Source organism: Embleya sp. NPDC005575 (assembly GCF_040605455.1).
GTDB lineage: Bacteria > Actinomycetota > Actinomycetes > Streptomycetales > Streptomycetaceae > Embleya.
The window spans coordinates 1-17,394 of sequence record NZ_JBEXCV010000171.1 but is presented as its reverse complement, the minus strand read 5'-3'; the positions used below and the strand labels follow the sequence as shown (position 1 = coordinate 17,394).

At 73.0% G+C, this 17,394-nt stretch carries 15 protein-coding genes and 2 pseudogenes; 9 read left to right on the top strand and 8 right to left on the bottom strand.

Going from position 1 to position 17,394, the window contains the following annotated elements:
• The 3 genes from ABZS54_RS36185 to ABZS54_RS36175 form a co-directional block, all read left to right on the top strand.
• The coding region (locus ABZS54_RS36185) for a DUF2877 domain-containing protein (protein ID WP_355545996.1) at positions 1-489 on the top strand (489 nt) is incomplete at its 5' end.
• Positions 473-1,951 (top strand): FdrA family protein, encoded by a 1,479-nt coding sequence (locus ABZS54_RS36180; RefSeq protein WP_355545994.1) that lies wholly within the window; start codon positions 473-475, stop codon positions 1,949-1,951. The genes ABZS54_RS36185 and ABZS54_RS36180, both read left to right, overlap by 17 nt.
• Positions 1,948-3,369, top strand: coding sequence for a DUF1116 domain-containing protein (locus ABZS54_RS36175; RefSeq protein WP_355545992.1), 1,422 nt, complete (start codon positions 1,948-1,950; stop codon positions 3,367-3,369). The genes ABZS54_RS36180 and ABZS54_RS36175 overlap by 4 nt, the downstream gene beginning before the upstream one ends.
• A 285-nt stretch (positions 3,370-3,654) precedes the next feature.
• Here ABZS54_RS36175 and ABZS54_RS36170 read toward each other — a convergent pair whose 3' ends face one another.
• Genes ABZS54_RS36170 through ABZS54_RS36160 form a run of 3 tightly spaced genes read right to left on the bottom strand, consistent with a single transcriptional unit; the run spans position 3,655 to position 6,841 of the window.
• On the bottom strand, positions 3,655-4,764 hold the full coding sequence (locus ABZS54_RS36170) for an XdhC family protein (RefSeq protein ID WP_355545990.1): 1,110 nt from the start codon (positions 4,762-4,764) through the stop codon (positions 3,655-3,657).
• Between the two features lie 6 nt (positions 4,765-4,770).
• Positions 4,771-5,937 (bottom strand): VWA domain-containing protein, encoded by a 1,167-nt coding sequence (locus ABZS54_RS36165; protein WP_355545988.1) that lies wholly within the window; start codon positions 5,935-5,937, stop codon positions 4,771-4,773.
• A 1-nt stretch (position 5,938) separates the two neighbouring features.
• Positions 5,939-6,841 (bottom strand): MoxR family ATPase, encoded by a 903-nt coding sequence (locus tag ABZS54_RS36160; protein ID WP_355545986.1) that lies wholly within the window; start codon positions 6,839-6,841, stop codon positions 5,939-5,941.
• Positions 6,842-7,346: 505 nt separating this feature from the next.
• On the opposite strand from ABZS54_RS36160, the pseudogene ABZS54_RS36155 reads away from it, so the two are divergent.
• Positions 7,347-7,467 (top strand): annotated as a pseudogene (locus tag ABZS54_RS36155) (LuxR C-terminal-related transcriptional regulator); the annotation flags it as partial.
• Positions 7,468-7,498: 31 nt separating this feature from the next.
• On the opposite strand, the gene ABZS54_RS36150 reads toward ABZS54_RS36155, so the two are convergent.
• The 3 genes from ABZS54_RS36150 to ABZS54_RS36140 form a co-directional block, all read right to left on the bottom strand.
• The gene (locus tag ABZS54_RS36150; protein ID WP_355545984.1) at positions 7,499-8,254 is read right to left on the bottom strand and encodes a nucleotidyl transferase AbiEii/AbiGii toxin family protein; all 756 of its coding nucleotides are present in this window, start codon (positions 8,252-8,254) and stop codon (positions 7,499-7,501) included.
• Positions 8,255-8,721: 467 nt separating this feature from the next.
• A complete protein-coding gene (locus tag ABZS54_RS36145) occupies positions 8,722-10,041 on the bottom strand; it encodes an aromatic acid exporter family protein (RefSeq protein WP_355545982.1) in 1,320 nt (439 codons plus the stop codon).
• Between the two features lie 324 nt (positions 10,042-10,365).
• A complete protein-coding gene (locus ABZS54_RS36140; protein WP_355545998.1) occupies positions 10,366-11,430 on the bottom strand; it encodes a serine hydrolase domain-containing protein in 1,065 nt (354 codons plus the stop codon).
• Positions 11,431-11,902: 472 nt separating this feature from the next.
• On the opposite strand from ABZS54_RS36140, the gene ABZS54_RS36135 reads away from it, so the two are divergent.
• Together ABZS54_RS36135 and ABZS54_RS36130 are read left to right on the top strand one after the other, a co-directional pair.
• On the top strand, positions 11,903-12,187 hold the full coding sequence (locus ABZS54_RS36135; RefSeq protein WP_355545980.1) for a hypothetical protein: 285 nt from the start codon (positions 11,903-11,905) through the stop codon (positions 12,185-12,187).
• Between the two features lie 402 nt (positions 12,188-12,589).
• The gene (locus ABZS54_RS36130; protein ID WP_355545978.1) at positions 12,590-13,411 is read left to right on the top strand and encodes a phosphatase; all 822 of its coding nucleotides are present in this window, start codon (positions 12,590-12,592) and stop codon (positions 13,409-13,411) included.
• 108 nt (positions 13,412-13,519) lie between these two features.
• On the opposite strand, the gene ABZS54_RS36125 is transcribed toward ABZS54_RS36130, so the two are convergent.
• Positions 13,520-13,948, bottom strand: a complete 429-nt coding sequence (locus ABZS54_RS36125; protein WP_355545976.1) for a DUF5997 family protein — start codon at positions 13,946-13,948, stop codon at positions 13,520-13,522.
• Between the two features lie 58 nt (positions 13,949-14,006).
• Between ABZS54_RS36125 and ABZS54_RS36120 the strand changes: the two genes are divergently transcribed.
• A complete protein-coding gene (locus ABZS54_RS36120; RefSeq protein WP_355545974.1) occupies positions 14,007-14,792 on the top strand; it encodes a LysR family substrate-binding domain-containing protein in 786 nt (261 codons plus the stop codon).
• Between the two features lie 49 nt (positions 14,793-14,841).
• Here the strand turns inward: ABZS54_RS36120 and ABZS54_RS36115 are convergent.
• Positions 14,842-15,792: pseudogene (locus ABZS54_RS36115) on the bottom strand (MFS transporter); the annotation flags it as partial.
• 154 nt (positions 15,793-15,946) lie between these two features.
• On the opposite strand from ABZS54_RS36115, the gene ABZS54_RS36110 reads away from it, so the two are divergent.
• Together ABZS54_RS36110 and ABZS54_RS36105 are read left to right on the top strand one after the other, a co-directional pair.
• Positions 15,947-16,462: an LAETG motif-containing sortase-dependent surface protein gene (locus ABZS54_RS36110; RefSeq protein ID WP_355545972.1), complete on the top strand. Its 516-nt coding sequence runs from the start codon at positions 15,947-15,949 to the stop codon at positions 16,460-16,462.
• A 307-nt stretch (positions 16,463-16,769) separates the two neighbouring features.
• Entirely contained in the window at positions 16,770-17,249 is a 480-nt protein-coding gene (locus ABZS54_RS36105; RefSeq protein ID WP_355545970.1) for a SigE family RNA polymerase sigma factor, read from the top strand.
• The last annotated feature ends 145 nt before the right edge of the window (positions 17,250-17,394 follow it).

Sequence of the window (17,394 nt, the reverse complement as noted above, 5' to 3'; positions counted from 1 at the left end):
TACGCGGCGACCGACCACGAGCGGGCCGGCGCCGCCGCGCTGCGCCTGATCGGCCTGGGCCCGGGCCTGACCCCCAGCGGCGACGACGCCCTGTGCGGCTTCCTGCTCGCGCAGCGCCTACTGGACCCCGAACCGACCGGCGGCCGGCGTGCGGACATCCTCGGCGCACGCGTCGCGGCACACGCCCGCGGCCGCACCACCGACCTGTCCGCCGCACTGCTCGGCCACGCCGCCCGCGGCGACGGCTGCGCGCAACTGGTCGATCTGATCGGCGCGGTGGGCCGCGGCACCGACGTACTGCCTCGCCTGCACCACCTGCTGACGGTGGGACACACCTCCGGCGCGGACCTCGCCCACGGCGTCCTGGCCGGGGCCGAGGCGGCCGACGCAGGCGCCGTACCAGCCGTGGCCGCAGCCCCGCACGGGCTCGGCGACGGAACCGAACTCCCGTACCCCGAAGGAAGGAGCGCCCGTGAGCAGCGCGCTTGAGCTGCGCCGCGGAACATACCGAGACTCGGTCAGCCTGATGCAGGTGAGCCGATCGGTATCCGCGGTGGACGGGGTGACCAAGGCGCTCGTCGCCATGGCAACGGAACTCAACGTCGGCCTGTTGGCGGGCATGGGCTTCGAAACCCCCGACGGCGCCGGACCCAACGACCTGATCGTGGCGATCCGGGCCGACGACGAGGACGCGCTGCGGCGGGCCCGCGAGGTGCTCGAAGAAGCCCTCGTGCTGTCCACCGGCGGCGGCACCGGGATCGGCTCCGCCGCCGGTGTCCCGCCGCGCACGATCCGTACCGCCGCGGGCGCCACGCCCGGCGCGAGCCTGGCCCTGGTCTCGGTGCCCGGGCCGCACGCGTTCGCCGAGGCGATGGACGCCCTCGAAGCCGGCCTGGACGTGCTGATCTTCAGTGACAACGTGCCCGTCGAGCAGGAGATCCGACTCAAGGACGTCGGCCGCGAACGCGGACTCCTGGTGATGGGCCCCGACTGCGGCACCGCGCTGGTGGGCGGCGTCGGCCTCGGCTTCGCCAACTCGGTGCGCCCGGGCCCGATCGGCATCGTGGCCGCCTCCGGCACCGGATCGCAGGAACTGATGTGCCTGCTGCACGCGGCCGGCAGCGGCGTCACCCACTGCCTGGGCGTGGGCGGACGCGACCTGAGCGAGGCGGTCGGCGCGCGCTCGACGCTCCAGGCACTGGCGATGCTGGACGCCGACCCGGCCACCGAGTTGATCGTGGTGGTCTCCAAGCCGCCCGCCGAAGCGGTAGCGGCCGAGGTCGAGCGTTACGCCGCGACTCTTTCCACACCGGTGCAGCTGGCCTTCCTCGGACAGGGCCGCGACGACCTGACCGCCGCCGCGACCAAGGCACTGGCCGCCATCGCACACCCCGGTGTCCAGGACCAGGTGTGGCGACCCGAGCAGGCGACGCCCACCCGCACCGGTGCGCTGCGTGGGCTGTTCTGCGGCGGCACGCTGTGCGACGAGGCGATGATCATCGCCGCCGACCGGCTCGGACCGATCGCGTCCAACATCCCGCTGCGCGCCGACTGGGCGCTGCCCGCGGATCTGCGCGCCGCCGGGCACCTGATGATCGACTTCGGCGACGACGGCCTGACCGCGGGCCGGCCGCACCCGATGATCGACCCGAGCCTGCGCCTGGAGCGACTCGCCGAGGAACTGGCCGACCCGGCCTGCGCCGTACTGCTCCTGGACGTCGTACTCGGACACGGCGCGCACCCGGATCCGGCCGCCGACTTGGCCGAGGTACTGCGTGCGGCCGGGCCGAACCCGCCCACCGTACTGATCTCGCTGTGCGGCACCGACCTGGACCCGCAGGACCTTCAGGCCCAGGCCCGCACGCTGACCGCCGCCGGCGCCGAGGTCCACCTGTCCAATGCCGAGGCCGCCCGGCGCGCCGTGGCGATCGTAGAAGGGCTCGACGCGTGAGTGCTCCCAACCCCCGAGGCAGCGCGCTGCTGACCCGCGACCCGTCGGTGGTGACCGTCGGCGCCGAACTGCTCGCCGACGCGCTGGCCGCCCAGGCCGTACCGGTGACCGCCGTCGACTGGCGCCCGCCGCTGCCCGGTACCGCCGACGCGCTGGCCACGGTGCTGGCCGACGCGCGCCGCGAGGCGGCCAACAAGGTGGCGATCGAGCGGGTCCTGGCGTCCACACCGCACCTGGTGGACGTCAAGCCCGCGAGCGAGGCGCTGGGCCTGACGGCCGGCCAGTTCCGGCACGCCGGACCGCCCATCGACTGGGCCCGGGCTTCGGGGCCGATGCGCGGCGCGCTGATCGGCGCGGTGCTCTTCGAGGGCCTGGCCGACTCGCCCGAGGCGGCGGAGAAGTTCCTCGCCGAGGGCCACGCCGAACTGGACTCGTGCCATCACCACCACGCGGTGGGGCCGATGGCGGGCGTGGTCAGCCCGTCGATGTGGATGTTCGAACTGGAGGACACCACCCACGGCACCCGCGCGTGGTGCTCGCTGAACGAGGGCCTGGGCAAGGTGCTGCGCTACGGCGCGTACGGACCCGAGGTGATCGACCGGCTGCGTTGGATGTCGACGGTGCTGGGCCCGCTGCTGCGCGCGGCGGTGCGCGTGGGCGAGCCGATCGACATCCGGGCGATCATCGCGCAGATGTTGCAGATGGGCGACGAGGGCCACAACCGCAACCGCGCCGGCACCCTGATGCTGCTGCGCGAACTGCTGCCGAACATGATCGACAGCGGCGCGCCGACCTCGGACATCGCCGAGGCGGCCCGCTTCGTCGGCGGCAACGACCACTTCTTCCTGAACCTGGACATGCCCGCCTGCAAACTGGCGATGGACGCGGGGCGCGATGTGCCCGGCTCCTCTCTTGTGGTGGCCATGGCCCGCAACGGCACCGACTTCGGCATCCAGGTCTCCGGCACCGGCGACCGTTGGTACACCGGCCCCGCCGAGGTCCCGGACGGCCTGTACCTGGGCGCGTACGGCCCGGACGACGCCAACCCGGACATCGGCGACTCGGCGATCACCGAGACCGCGGGCATCGGCGGCTTCGCGATGGCCGCGGCGCCGGCGATCGTGCGGTTCATCGGCGGCGAGGTGGACGACGCGCTGGCCGCGACCCGGCGGATGTACGAGATCACCCTCGCGGAGAACCCGGCCTACCAGATCCCGGTGCTGGACTTCCGCGGCACACCGACCGGGATCGACGTGACCAAGGTGGTGCGCACCGGCATCCTGCCGCAGATCAACACCGGCATCGCCGGCAAGGTCGCGGGCACCGGCCAGGTCGGCGCGGGCCTGGTGACCCCGCCGGCGGACTGCTTCGTCGCCGCGATCGAGGCGCTGGCCGAGGCGGCCCCGCCGATCGGCTGAGGTATGTGACGCAAGGAGCCCGCCGCGCGATTCGCGTGGCGGGCTCCTTCGTGTGCGTGGTGCTCGGCTTCGTGTGTGTCGGCCCGGCCGGGTGGTGCTCAGCCGGGTGGGGTTCGGCCGTCCTGCGGTGCTCGGTCGTGCGGTGCTCGACCGTTTGTGTGGTCGGCCGTGCGGTGCTCGGCTGTCCGTGCCGTGCTCAGCCGTGTGGTGCCCCGCGGTGTCGTGCCTGCGGCGTCGTGCCCAGCCGCGTGGTGCTCAGCCGCGTGGTGCTCAGCCGCGTGGTGCTCAGCGGTGGATGCGACCGTCGGTGAGTGACAGCGGGCGCGCGGAGCCGCCGTGCCGGGCCTGGATGATCTCGGCGAGCACCGCGATCGCGGTCTCCTGCGGGGTGCGCGCACCCAGGTCCAGGCCGATCGGAGAGTGCAGCAGTGTCAGCTCGGCCTCGGTCACGCCCGCCTCGCGCAGCCGGATCAGCCGGTCCGCGTGCGCACGTCGGCTGCCCATCGCGCCGACGTAGGCGACCGGCAGCCGCAATGCCCGGACCAGTACCGGCACGTCGAACTTGGGATCGTGGGTGAGCACGCACACCGCCGTGCGCCCGTCCACCCGGGTGCCCGCCAGGTAGCGGTCGGGCCAGTCCACCACCAGCTCGTCGACGTCCGGAAAACGCTCCGCCGTCGCGAACACCGGGCGCGCGTCGCATACGGTTACCCGGAACCCGGCCAACGCGCCCATCCGGGCCATGGCCACCGCGTAGTCGTTGGAGCCGAAGACCAGCAGGCGCGGACGCGGCACGTACGAGCGCACGAAGACGATCTCGTCCTGCCGCACGCCCAGCGCCTCGACCGGGACCGGTGCCTCGCCGTCCGCCCGGACCAGCGTGGTCCGGTCGGCCGCGAGGAGCTCGCGCAGCGCGACCACGAACGGGCCGCTTTCCTCGTCGCCGGCCGCCTCCGGGTCCGGACCGACCACCACCCGGGTGCCGAGCCGATCCGCGTCGGGCGTGGCGACCACGGTCGCGACCGCGAGCGGCCGACCCTCGCGCAGCGCGGCGATCAGCTCGGGAAACTCCGGATAGTGCACCGGGTCGACCGGCTCGACGTAGACCTCCAGCGTGCCACCGCAGGTCAGGCCCACCATCAGCGCGTCGTCGTCGCTGATCCCGTAGGCGGCGGTGCGCGGCCGGCCCTCCGCGATGACCTCCAGCGCCAACTCGTACACCGCGCCCTCGACGCAGCCGCCGGACACGCTGCCCAGCGCCACACCGTCGGCGGACACCGCCATCACCGCGCCCGCGTCGCGCGGGGCACTGCGCAGCGTGGACACCACCGTGGCCAGCGCGAAGGTGCGCCCGTCCCGATACCACGCCTCCAGCCGGTCGAGCAGTTCACGCATCGTCGTTCACCCGGTCCGTCGCTCGTCGACCAGCAGTGCACACAATTCCTCCAGCGCCGCCAGGCTGTGCCCGGCGACAAAGTCGTCAACGTACGGCAGGGCCGCGGCCATACCGCCCGCAAGAGGTTGATACCCCTCCCGGGCCCGGTGCGGATTGACCCAGATCACCCGATGGGCGAGCCGATGCAGCCGGGCCATGCCCACCGCGAGCCGGTCCGGATCACCGCGTTCCCACCCGTCGGAGGCGATCACCACCACCGCGCCGCGGGCCACGCCGCGCCGGCCCCAGCCGTCCAGGAAGGCGTGCAGCTGATCGCCGAGCCGGGTGCCGCCGCTGAAGTCGGGCACCACGGCGGACGCGGCGGCCAGCGCCCGATCCGGGTCGGTGTGGCCCAACTCGCGGCTGATCCGGGTCAGCCGGGTACCGATGGTGAACACCTCGGCACCGCGGCGCCGGCGAACCGCGGCGTGACCCAGGCGCAGCAGCGCGTCCGCGTACGGCGCCATCGAGCCGCTGACGTCGAGCAACAGCACCAGGCGGCGCGGCCGCACAACCCGCTCGGTGTGGCGCAGCCGGTCCATCTCGCCGGTCCGCAGTGCCGCGCGCACCGTGCGGGTGCGGTCGATCCGGCCGTGCCGGGCCGGCCGCCGACGCCGGGTGCGGCGCATCGGCGCGGCCGGGCGCAGCAGCGCGAGCAGGCGGCGCAGCTCGGCGCGCGCGGCCGGATCCAGCGCGGCGATGTCGCGCCGGCGCAGGATCTCGGTGCGATCGGCCGCGGCGACCCGGGGTTCGCGCTCGGCTTCGCCGGCCTCCGGGGCCCGGTCGGTGCCAGGCAGGCCCACCGCGCGCTCGATGTCCACGGCAGGCCGACGGCGGCCCGGCGGGGGTTGTTCGCAGCCGAAGTACGCGGTGAAAGCGGCGTCGTAGCGGGCCAGTTCCCGCGCGTCCGAGCACAGCGCGAGCCGGCCCGCCCAGTACGTGCCCGCCCGCTCGTCGGCGCCCAGCTCGGCCGCGGCGGCCAGGAAGACCTGCACCCGTCCCGGGTCGGCCGCGACACCGGCGGCCCGCACGGTACGGGCGAAGGCGACCAGCGTCTCCACCCCGTCGCGGCGCGTCGGCGCGGCGGTGGCGGCACGCACCGTGGCGGCGTCGAGCGGGCTGCGCCCGGCCATCTCAGTCGCCCGCCGCGAGCAGCCGGTCGAGCCCGGCCGTGCGGATGCCGTCCAGGTCCTCGCGATGCTTGAGCACCGTGCCGAGGGTGCGTGCCGCGCTGTCCGGGTCCAGGTCGCGCACGCCCAGCACGAGCAGCGCGCAGGCCCAGTCCAGCGTCTCGGACACGCCGGGCGGCTTGACCAGGTCGGCCCCGCGCAGCCGGCCGACGGCGCGGACCACGTCCTCGGCCAGACGGGCGCTGACCTCGGGCAACCGGCGGCGCACGATCGCCACCTCGTGCGCGTGGTCGGGGTGGTCGAGCCAGTGGTAGAGGCAGCGCCGCTTGAGCGCGTCGTGCAGTTCGCGGGTGCGGTTGGAGGTCAACACCACCAGCGGCGGCACCTTCGCGGCGATCCGGCCCAGCTCGGGCACGGTCACCGCGAAGTCGGACAGCACCTCCAGCAGGAACGCGTCGAATTCGTCGTCGGCCCGATCCACCTCGTCCACGAGCAGCACCGCCGGTGCCGCCTCGATCGCCCGCAGTACCGGCCGGGCGATCAGGTAGCGCCGGTCGTACAAGCCGGCCTCCAAGGTGGCGGCATCGGTCTCGCCCGCCGCGCCGGCCGCCCGCAGATGCAACATCTGGCGCGGGAAGTCCCAGTCGTAGAGCGCCTGCGAGGCGTCCAGGCCCTCGTAGCACTGGAGTCGGAACAGCGGTACGCGAAACGCGTCCGACAGGGCCTGGGCGAGTGCGGTCTTGCCCACCCCGGGCTCGCCCTCGACCAGCAGCGGCCGGCCCATCCGCAGTGCGAGCCAGGCGGCGGTGCCGATGCCGTCCCCGGCCAGGTAGTCCACGCCGTCCAGCCGGGCGACCACGGCCTCGGGCCCGTCGACGTCATCGCCGTCCCACCACGCCTCCGCCACGGCACACCCCTCGACACGCGTACTGCCCGGCCCGTCCGGGACGGACGATCGGTGTTCAGTACATGCTGTGCAGGCCGCGACCACGACGGCAACATCTGCCAAAGCACGGCGCGATCCCTGCACATCCGTGCCGGGGCGGTCGGTCGGCGCCAGAGGAACCGGCGCCATGGCGATCTACAACCAGCGTGGTAGGCAGCGGTAGGCACATGTGTGGGTGGCGGCGCACGGGTTGATAGGCATGTCCGAGCGCGCCAGCTCTACGGCGGGACGCTCGTTGCGGGACGGCGACCCGATGGGGGATTCGAGGTCGGCCTCGTCCTGCCGATCCCGGCCGAGTCCGCCGGGAACGCGGGGGACGTCAAGGCCGCCTTGCACCGACGTGACGGAAGGAACGACGGGGTGACCAAGGTATTGGTGGTCGACGACCAAGTCTTGATCCGGGCGGGACTGGACTGGCCGCGTTATTACGGGGCGGCCCCGGGGATCGAGGTGGTCGGGGAAGCACGAGTCGACGGTCAAGACCCATTTCAACCGTGCACTGGCCAAGTTTGAACCTGCCCAGCCGGGCCCAGGCGGTGGTGTTGGCCTACGAGACCGGCCTGGTCACGCCCGGCGGGCGGCGCTGATCGACCGACGTGGCGAGGGCGGCGGCCCGGGTCACCCGGGTGCGCTGCCGGGCGGTGGTTCCGCCGGGGCCGCCGACCCCGCCAGCGCCGCCAGCCTGGCCGCCACCTTCGGGTCCAGCGCGGCGGCGATCGGTCGGCTGTGCCGGGCGGAGAGCTCGGTGAACCCGTCCTGGAACCAGGCGCGGACGGCGGCGATCCGCGCGGCCGGCGCGCCGAACCGGGTGAACTCGACATCCTCGCGCTCGGTGACGTGTTTGAACGCGGTCAGGAAGTCCTCGGCACGCAACTCCGGATCGTGTGCCAGGGCCAGATCGAGCAGCCGGTCGACGTGGTAGCCATCGGCGAGCGCGAAGACGTCGAAGACGTCCCGTACTTCCGAGCGCAGCGCGAGGGTGACCAGCTTGGCCGCGGCGAGGTCGTCGGGATGCAGCACCGGGACGCCGGCCACGACGGCGGGCTCGTGGGTGCGGGGCGCGACGTGCACGGTGAGTGGCGTGCCGTGTTCGGCCCCGGCCGGCCGCACGCTCATCCGCACGAACGCCTTGCCGGCGGCCCTGCCGTCGACGATGACGCGGCAACCCTGCTCGGTCAGGGCCGCGGCGATCGCGGTGCGGGCGGCGGTGAGCCTCTTGGCGTCGCGGGCCGCGAGGGCGAAGTCGATGCCGTCGCTGTCCCGGTCCGACAGGCCGTGCCGACGCAGGCCCCGGGCACCGGCCAGGGCGACCTTGAAGGGCTCGCCGGCTGCCGCGACGGTGTGGATGAGCTGTTCTTCGGGGCTGTGCCGCACGGTGTCCGGTCCTTGGCTTCGGGGCTCACAGGGTACGTGTGCCTCGGCGGCCCGGACCAGGGCGGCGCCCGCCCGCGACTACTCCAAGGGTTGACCCGCTCGGCTCGACTACCGCATCGGTTCGATCCACCCCTCCACCCGGGACGGGATGCCCTGGTGGGCCCCGGCTGCTTGGCTGGACGCACCGCGGTTCGCCGGGTCCGCCCCCGGGCACCCGGCAGTCGGCCGCTCGCCATGAGCTCGTACACGGGGGTGAGCTCAGGTCGGGTCCAGGGTCGCCCGGTGCGAGCCTCGCGCACCGGCCGGCCACCGGTCGCCGGCGGCCGACTGTGCGTATCCCGGCTGGGGGCAGGTCGGTTCGCTCTCGGCGGAGCGGGAGTCGCCAACCGGGAAGCCGCAACCGATCCGAGCGGGCCGGCTGTCCGAGGACGCGCGCCGGGTGCCGGCGGTGCGGCGGCCCGGATTCGTCACCCGCGCCGTCGCAGCGTGTGTCGGTGCAGCCTGCGCGGGACCCGCAGCAGCCGATCGGTGGGCGCCACCACCCGGCGGATGCGCTCGCGCATCGCCGGGCCGGGGCGGGTGACCGCGGCCCGCAGCCGGCGCTCCTCGGCGAGCCGCCGGCGGCGCTCGTCGATCCGCTGTGCCAGGTCGCCCGGGGTGCCCGCCGGCCGGGTCTCGTCGACGAGCTTGTCGACCGCGGTCAGCAGGGTGCCGTACAACTCCCAGCGGTCCGGGTTCTCGATCGAGTCGGCGAGCAGGATCGCCTCGGTGCGCGAGCGGTCCGCGTCCGCCTCGGTCAGCCGTTCCCGCAGTCTGTCCTCGGCCAGGGCGGACTCCTCCGGGCGGTCCTGGCCGTGCAGCACGACCAGGTGGCCGTACGCCGCGAACAGCGCGGCCAGTGAGCGGAACAGGCTGCGCAGCGACTGCGCGGTGGCCAACGGGATCTCGGTGTACGCCGGTTCGCCGCGTTCGCCCCGCGCGTACAGCCCGCCCAGCGCCCGGCACACCATGCGCAGGGCCACCGCGCTGATCTCGGCGGTATCCAGGCCGCTGCGCAGCGCGAGCACCCGCACGGTGGCCCGCCGGCCGCGCGGGTTGAGCCGGGTGCCCTCCTCGGCGGTGGACAGCGTCGCGTCCACCCGCACGATGTCCCGGTCGATCCGGCGGGCCTCCTCCAGCCAGCCGTGCGCCCGGTCGTAGTCGACGTCGTCGTCGAGTTCCCCGGCCATGGTGTCCAGGAGCCGGGTCAGTGCGTCGAAGGCTGACATCACCGCCTCGTTCGCGGGCCGCACGTGCACGGGCGGCGCCAGTACCAGGGAGAACACCATGCCGACGGCGGCGCCGATCAGGGTCTCCGCGACCCGGTCCCACGCGGTGTCCGCGACTTGGCTGACGCCGAGCACGATCATCGCGCTGATCGCCACCTCGTTGATCGAGTCGCCGAGCCGAATCAGGTGTCCCAGGCCGAGCGCGGCCAGCAGCAACAGCGCCAGGCTCCACCAGTTGAGCCCGACGGCCTCGCTGAACAGCACCGCGATCAGGACCCCGAAGACGACGCTGGCCACCCGCTGGGCGCCGGTGGTGAAGGTCGCGTACGAGGTGACCTGGACCACCAGGAGTGCCGTGAGCGGCGCCAGGATCGGCTGCGGGTCGGCGCCGGCCAGGAACAGCGCGGCGATGTAGGAGGTCACCGCCGCCACGGTGGTGCGCAGAACCTGGGCGATCAGCGAGGTTTCGCTTTCCTTGACCTTGGACAGCGCCGCGGTGAGATCGACTTCCGACGGCATTCGGCTCCCTTCTCCATTTCCTCGGACTCTCGGGTGGGCTTTCCTCGCGCTCCCCGGTGGACGGATTCCCCTTGTATGCCCTGTTCCCGACTCGCACACCACGCGCTCGGGGATCGCCGGGCTCCAGGCGCCGGCCGTGGAATCGGGGGGCTCACCGCGGCAAGCACTCCAGGGATGCCACCCGGCACCGCGTCGGCGGCGGATTTCGGGTGGAACAGGGCGGCGGGTGAAGCCCCCGGCCGCGACGTGAGGGGCCGACGACGAGGGACCGTCCGGCCCGGGGGCGTCACCGCACCCGGCCGGACGGTCCCTGTCAGGTGCGGTTCAGCGGCACAGGGCCGTGTTCACGACAGCATCGACGCGGTCCCTGGCTGCCTGGTCGTTCAGCTGCATGGTCACCGCGACGTTGGCGGCGCGGCCGTCGTCGGTGGCCCCGCCCCGGGTCTCGTAGCCCGGGAAGCTGCCGCCGTGGCCCCAGTAGAGGCCGCCGCACGGAAGTGGCTTGCTCACGAGCCCGAGTCCGTAGCGGGCATCACGGCCGAAGGTTTCTTCGGCGGGGACGGTGGTGCGCATCTGGGCGAGTTGGGCCGCCGGGAGGAGGCGGCCGGACAGGAGCGCGGTGTAGAACCGGTCGAGGTCGGAGTTGGTGGAGATCAGCTGACCTGCCGCCCAGCCCCAGGAGGGGTCGATTTCCGTGATGTCCTGCAAGGGCGCATCGGCCGAATCCCGGTAGTAGCCCTTGGGATGGGGTTCTCGGATGGTCGCGTCACCGGGTGCGGGGAAGTAGGTGTGGCGCAGCCCGATGTGCTTGATGATGCGCCGGTCCATCTCCTGGGCGAGGGGTCGACCGGTGACCTTCTCGACGATCAGGCCGGCCAGTACGTAGTTCGTGTTGCTGTACTTCCATTGCGTTCCGGGTGCGAAGTCGGCCTTGTGCCGGAGGGCGATGTCGACGAGTTCGCGCGGTTCGAAGTATCGGACTTCCTCTCCGAGATAGTTGCTGTAGTTGGGAAGTCCGCTGGTCTGCTGGAGGAGTTGACGGACGGTGATGTGGCGACCGTCGATCCCCTCCCCGCGCACGAGGTCCGGCAGGTGGGTGTCGACCTTGTCGTCGAGGCCGATCCTGCCTTCGCCGACCAGTTGCAGCACGACCACCGCGGTGAACGCCTTGGTGTTGCTGCCGATTCGCACCTGTCCGTCCCTGGGCACCTTCGCGCCGGTGGCCCGATCGCCCACCCCGGCGGTGTAGGTACGGGTGTGACCCGCCCGGTCCCTGACGCTCGCCAGCCCGGCGGGCAGGTCGTCGGTGCGCACCAGCGCGCTCAGGCTCTGCCGGACGGTATCCGGCCCGGCGGCAGCGGATGCCGCGGGCGGTGCCAGGACACCCATCGCCAGCACGCCCAAGGCCACCGCGGCTGCGGTCGGTACGACTTTGCGCCGACGGCCTTGGGGCCGCCCGGAAGAACGAAACCTCTGCCATGCCTGCTCTCGCACGAGCCGAACTCCTGGGTAATCTCGGGGAACCAGCGGGTTGTACGGCTTCAGCATGTCCGGCGGCGACCCCGCTGGACGAGCGTGCTACCCGGCCGCTCCAGGTAGTGCCACCCCCCCCCCCCCCCCGAGATTGCGCGGATGTTCGCCGTGTGCCCGATCCGTCGTCGGCCCGGGCGACCGACACTGCGGCCCGACCTGTCGGACAAGTTCCGAAACCACGCGTGCGCCTTGCGAGCCGAACCGCGCGGCGCAACGGCCTCGGGGACCGGCCTGGTGCGCGCGGTTCCGGTTGCGTGGCCCGTGTGACCGGCCAGGATTGGAAGTGATGCCATCCCATCGGTGACATCGGCACGTCTGGAGGATCGTCATGGCCATTCTCATGCAGATCGATCTGACGGGGGTCGACACAGAGCGGTACGACAAGCTTTCCGCGCGGGTGAGGTCCGGCGAGATCCCGGCGGAGGGATGCCTGGCGCACGTGGCGATCGCGACGGGCGACGGCGTACGGGTCATCGACCTGTGGGAGTCGCGGGCGGCGATGGAGGCATTCACCACCCTCCTGATGCCGGCGGCCGAGGAACTGGGCTTCCCGCCGAGTACGACCCCGCCGCAGATTACCGAGGTGCACGACTACGGGATCCCCGGCGGGTAGACCCGGTCGGCCGGCGGAGCGCACCGTCACCGACCCGTGGCGGCGCGACGAGGCGCTCGCCGCCCCGGTCGCGCACGCGGCGCAGCAGGGACGGCACGCCGGTGCCGCCCGTGGCCCGGCCGGGGTCGGCGCCGGCGGTGTTCCCGAGCCCGCGCACCCTCGGATGCCACCTCTACAAGGCGTATCCCAAGCTCGGCGTCGGCTCGCGCGGCGAACCGTCCCGGTTCCGCGCCCGATGCCGGCGAGGACGTACCCGCCGGCTCGGGTGGCCGACGCGCACCGCACCCACGGCGCCGGAACGGCCGCGGCAAGATCGTGCCGGCGGCGGACCGCCTCCCGGCCGGCCGCCGGGCGCGGGCCCCGGCCGCCGGCGGTCGCCGGGTGGGTGGGCACAATGGCCCCATGACGACGCCGAACACCCCTCCGTCCCGGGACGAGTTGCTTCGGCACTTGGTGGCCACCCGCATCGCCGGCCGGGTGGCCACGCCCCGCGAGGTCAACCTCCGACACTATGCCGAACTGGTGAAGGGCAACCGGCGCTTCTGGTTGGGCCTGGACCTGGGCGATCGCTGGAAGACCGAGGAGGACGTGCTCGCCGTGATGGTCGAGCGGGTGGGTGTGCATCCCGACCCCGACCACCGCACCGGCCAGGACACCATCGACCCCCGGCTGACCCTGGACGGGCTCGACCGGATGGCCGCCGTCCTGCGCGACGCCGCCGCCCGCCGGCTGCGCGTGCTGCTCGCGACCGGACACCCCGGCGGCCTGCTGGATGTACACCAGGCCATCGGCCGGGCACTGCGGGCGGCCGGCGCCGAGATCCTCGACATCCCCCGCGAACTGCACACCACCGAGGGCGACGACGAGACCAGCGGCAGCGTGCGCCAGTTCGGCGACGTGGCGGTACTGGAGCGCGGGGCCACGCTGTGGCACACCCACGCTCCGCAGCCGATGAGCGCGATCCTGGACGCCCTCGCCGCGACCGGGCGGCCCCGGCCCGAGCTGGTCGTCGCCGACCACGGCTGGGCGGGCCGCGCCGGGCAACACGGCATTCCCACGGTCGCGTTCGCCGACTGCAACGACCCGGCCCTGTTCCTCGGCGAGGCCGAGGGCACCGTCACGGTCACCGTCCCGCTCGACGACCACGTCGTGGACGCCCGGGACTACGCACCGATGACCGCCTACCTGCTCGCCACGGCCGGTTTGGCCCACGACGCCGGCTGAGCCCGGGCCACCCGGCCGACTGCGGCTCCCCGGGCGGCCGGTGGCGCAACCGACCTCCGACTCACGGCTGTCCGGCGGCCGATATCAGGGCGACCGCCGGACGGTGGGTCAGGAACGCGGTCGGCGCGCCTTCGCGGGGCGTTCCTCGCTCGGCTCCGCGCTCTTCTCCTTGTTCTTCTCCTTGATCCGGATCGCTTCCTTCCGGACGTCGGCCTGGGTGGCGCGCTCTTGGCGCAGCCACTCCGGACCGTCCTCCTTCAGCGCGTCGATCTGCTCGGTGGTGAGGGCGTCGGTGATGCCGCCGCGGGCGAGGCCGGCGATGGAGACGCCGAGCTTGCTCGCGACGACGGGCCGCGGATGCGGGCCGTTGCGGCGCAGTTCCTGGAGCCACTCGGGCGGGTCGGCCTGCAGCGCGTTCAACTCGTCGCGGGAGACGACACCCTCTTGGAACTCGGCGGGGGTGGCCTGGAGGTACACGCCCAGCTTCTTCGCCGCGGTCGCGGGCTTCATCGTCTGGGTGGTCTTGTGCGACGTCATGGTGTCAAGAGTAGCGACCGTGTGCGGTGCCTCCGATCATGGCCGGTAGCCTGACGTGGTGACAGGCTCGGAAGTACCCACCCCGTTCCGGCTCGCCTACGTTCCGGGGGTGACTCCCACCAAATGGGTGCGGGTCTGGAATGAGCGGCTGCCCGACGTCCCGTTGACCCTGATCGCGGTGTCCGCCGCCGACGCGCCCGACGTGCTGCGCGCGGGCGAGGCCGACGCGGGGTTGGTGCGGCTGCCGATCGAGCGGACCGACCTGAGCGCGATCCCGTTGTACGCCGAGACCACGGTGGTCGTGGTGCCCAAGGACCACGACGTGGCGGGGGTGGACGAGGTGGCCGCCGAGGATCTGGCCGACGCCGTCGTACTGCACCCGCTCGACGACACCCTGGAGTGGGAGCAGCGGCCCGGGGTGCCCGCGAAGGAGCGGCCCGCGACCACTGCGGACGCCGTCGAACTGGTGGCGGCGGGGGTGGGTTTGCTCGTCGTCCCGCAGTCGCTCGCCCGCCTGCACCACCGCAGGGACCTCACCTACCGGCCGGTGACCGACGCGCCCGAGTCGCGGGTCGCGCTGTCCTGGCCCGAGGCGCGGACCACGGACCTGGTGGAGGAGTTCATCGGGATCGTCCGAGGCCGCACGGTCAACAGCTCGCGTGGTCGCACCCCGCCGCAGCCGCAGCAGTCGAAGTCCGGGGCCAAGGCCAAGTCCCAGCGTCCCGACGCCTCCGGAGCCAGGCGCAAGCCCGGCGCGGCCGGCGGGTCGGCCGGGAAGGGCGCCCGCGGTGGCCCCGGCGCAACCAAGGGCGCCAAGCGCGGGAAACCACGCGGCCGTTCCTGACCTGGGGCGCGATCCGCCGCCGGGGCGCGATCGATTCCGGTGGTCGTGCCTACGCCTCCACGACGGCCGGTGCAGGGCGCGTGGCCGGTTCCGGCGCACCCTCGGGGACCACGCGGAACAGGGCGATCGCGCCGACCAGACTGATCGCGCACATCGCGACGAGGTACCAGGTGACGCCGGTCGAGGAGTTGCCGGAGTTCAACAGCGCGGTGGAGATCGTCGGTGCCAGTCCGCCGCCGAGGACGGCGCCCAGTTGCAGGATCAGCGAGGATCCCGAATAGCGGACGTGCACGGGGAAGGTGTCGGCGATGATGCCGCCCTGGACACAGTGCGTGATGGGAATGATGAGCCCCATTCCGGCCAGGGCGAGCACGGCGAGTGCCGAATTCCCGGTGTTCAGCAGCGGGAAGAAGGCGATGCACCAGGCCAGGATCGCGGCCGAGCCGCCGATGAACATGGTGCGCCTGCCGTATCGGTCGGCAATTCGTGTCCACAGCGGAATGCTCACGAACCAGAGCACGGCGGCGGCCGAGATGCTCAGGATCAGGAATCGCTTTTCATAGTCGAGATGCTTGGTGCCGTAGGACAGCGTGAACACCATGAAAACATAGGCGACGGCCGAGTTGGCGACTACGGCGAGCAGGGTGAGGCCGAGTCGGGGGAGGCCGACCTTGAATGCCTCGGCGAGCGGGAAACGAACCACGTGGTCCTGTTCCAGCGCACGATTGAAGGATGGGGATTCGGTGACCCGCAGGCGGATCACCAGACCTGCCGCAACCAGGATGAAACTCATCAGGAATGGGATGCGCCAGCCCCACCCGGTGAATGCGTGATCGCTCATCCCCGTGCTGGTGGCGAGGAAGACCATGTTCGCCAGGACGAGCCCCGCAGGCGTTCCCATCTGCGGAAATCCCGCGTAGAGGTTCCGCTTCCCGGCGGGTGCGTGCTCCATGGACATCAGTGTCGCGCCGGCGCCCTCGCCGCCGAGGCCGATGCCCTTTTCGGGTCCGGTGACGACAGGCGTTTTCGGCCCGGTGAAAAAAGTTCACCGGGATCGGGAACCCGGTGCGGGGTCGCGCGTCTGGATGTCCGTCACTCGATGGTGACGGCCTCCGTGTGCACGGCGGTCCGTTCGATGCTCCACAAGGAGAACGGTGTTCAATCCTTCCCCGCGCCATCCGCGCCGCACGACCGCATCGCCGCCCGGCGGCCGGGCCCGGATCCGGGCCGGTCGCGTCCTTGGCGCCGGCCTCGTACTCGCGGCCTCGGCCTTGCTGTTGCCGCAGAGCACGGCCATGGCCGCCGACGCCCCGCCGGCCGGCCCGGCCCGCGCCTCGGACAGCCGGGTTGCCCCGGCCACCACACCCCCGCCGGCCCAACCGTCCACGCCTCCGCCCGCCCGTCCGGGCAACCCGTCCACGCCTCCGCCCGCCCGTCCGGGCAACCCGTCCATGTCTCCGCCCGCCCGTCCGGGCGACGCGCCGACGCCGTCGGCCGTCGACGAGCGAGGCGGCAGCAACCCGGCCACCCCGGCGCCAGTGCCGCCGCGCCTGGCCGAGACCGGCGGTGACGACAAGACCGCGCTGTACATCGGCGGCGCCGCAGGGCTGCTCCTGCTCGGCGGTGGCGCCGTCGTACTCGGCAAACGTCGCGGGCGTACCGCGACCTGATCGGTGCGTGGAACCGGCCGGTGTACCGGGGACGTCGACATCCCCGGTACACCGGCCGGCCACGGCGCACCGCCGTCTCGCACCTCGACGGCGGGGTGCTCGCGCGCGTACGCCCGCGGCCCACGGCACCGCACCCGATCGATACGCACCCGAGGAGTTCACGGCCATCCAGGAATCCCACGTCCGGGGCCGGCACGACCCGATCCCGATCCACCCGGCGCCGCCCGCCGAAGACGCCCCGCCCCGGCGGCGTGCGTTCGGCCTGTTCCGTCGCCGGATCAAGGAGGCCGGCGAGCCACCGCCGACCATGACGCAGCTCTACCATGCGCACCGGATCCGCCTGGTGCGCCTGGCCACGCTGCTGGTGGACGACCAGGAGACGGCGGAGGACGTCGTGCAGGAGGCGTTCACGGCGGCCTTCCGCCGATACGGCGCGCGCCTGGGCGAACTCGACGACCCACCCGCCTACCTGCGGCGCTGCGTGGTCAACGGCGCCCGATCGGTGCTGCGTCGACGGCGGACCGCCCGGGCCTGGATACCGCCGGTGCCGCCGCCGGTGGCCTCGCCCGAGGACGATGCGCTGCGGGCCGAACGCGACCGGCGGCTGCGGCACGCGCTCGGGCGACTGACCCGCCGGCAACGTGAGGTGCTGGTGCTGCGCTACTGGGAGAACCTCAGCGAGACCGAGATCGCCGGCACGCTGGGCATCCCGTCCGGCACGGTGAAATCCACCGCGAGCCGCGGGCTGACCGCGCTGCAGCGATTGCTTATGGAGGACGACACGTGACCCGACACGGTGCCGAGCCCCTGCGGTCGGGCACGCCCGAGCACGCCGCGCTGGAGGCCGAACTGCGCGACTGGATGGGCCGACGGGCCGACGCGGTGACCCCCGAGACGCTGCGCGCCCGGGAAGTGCCGCTGCCGGCCGCGCC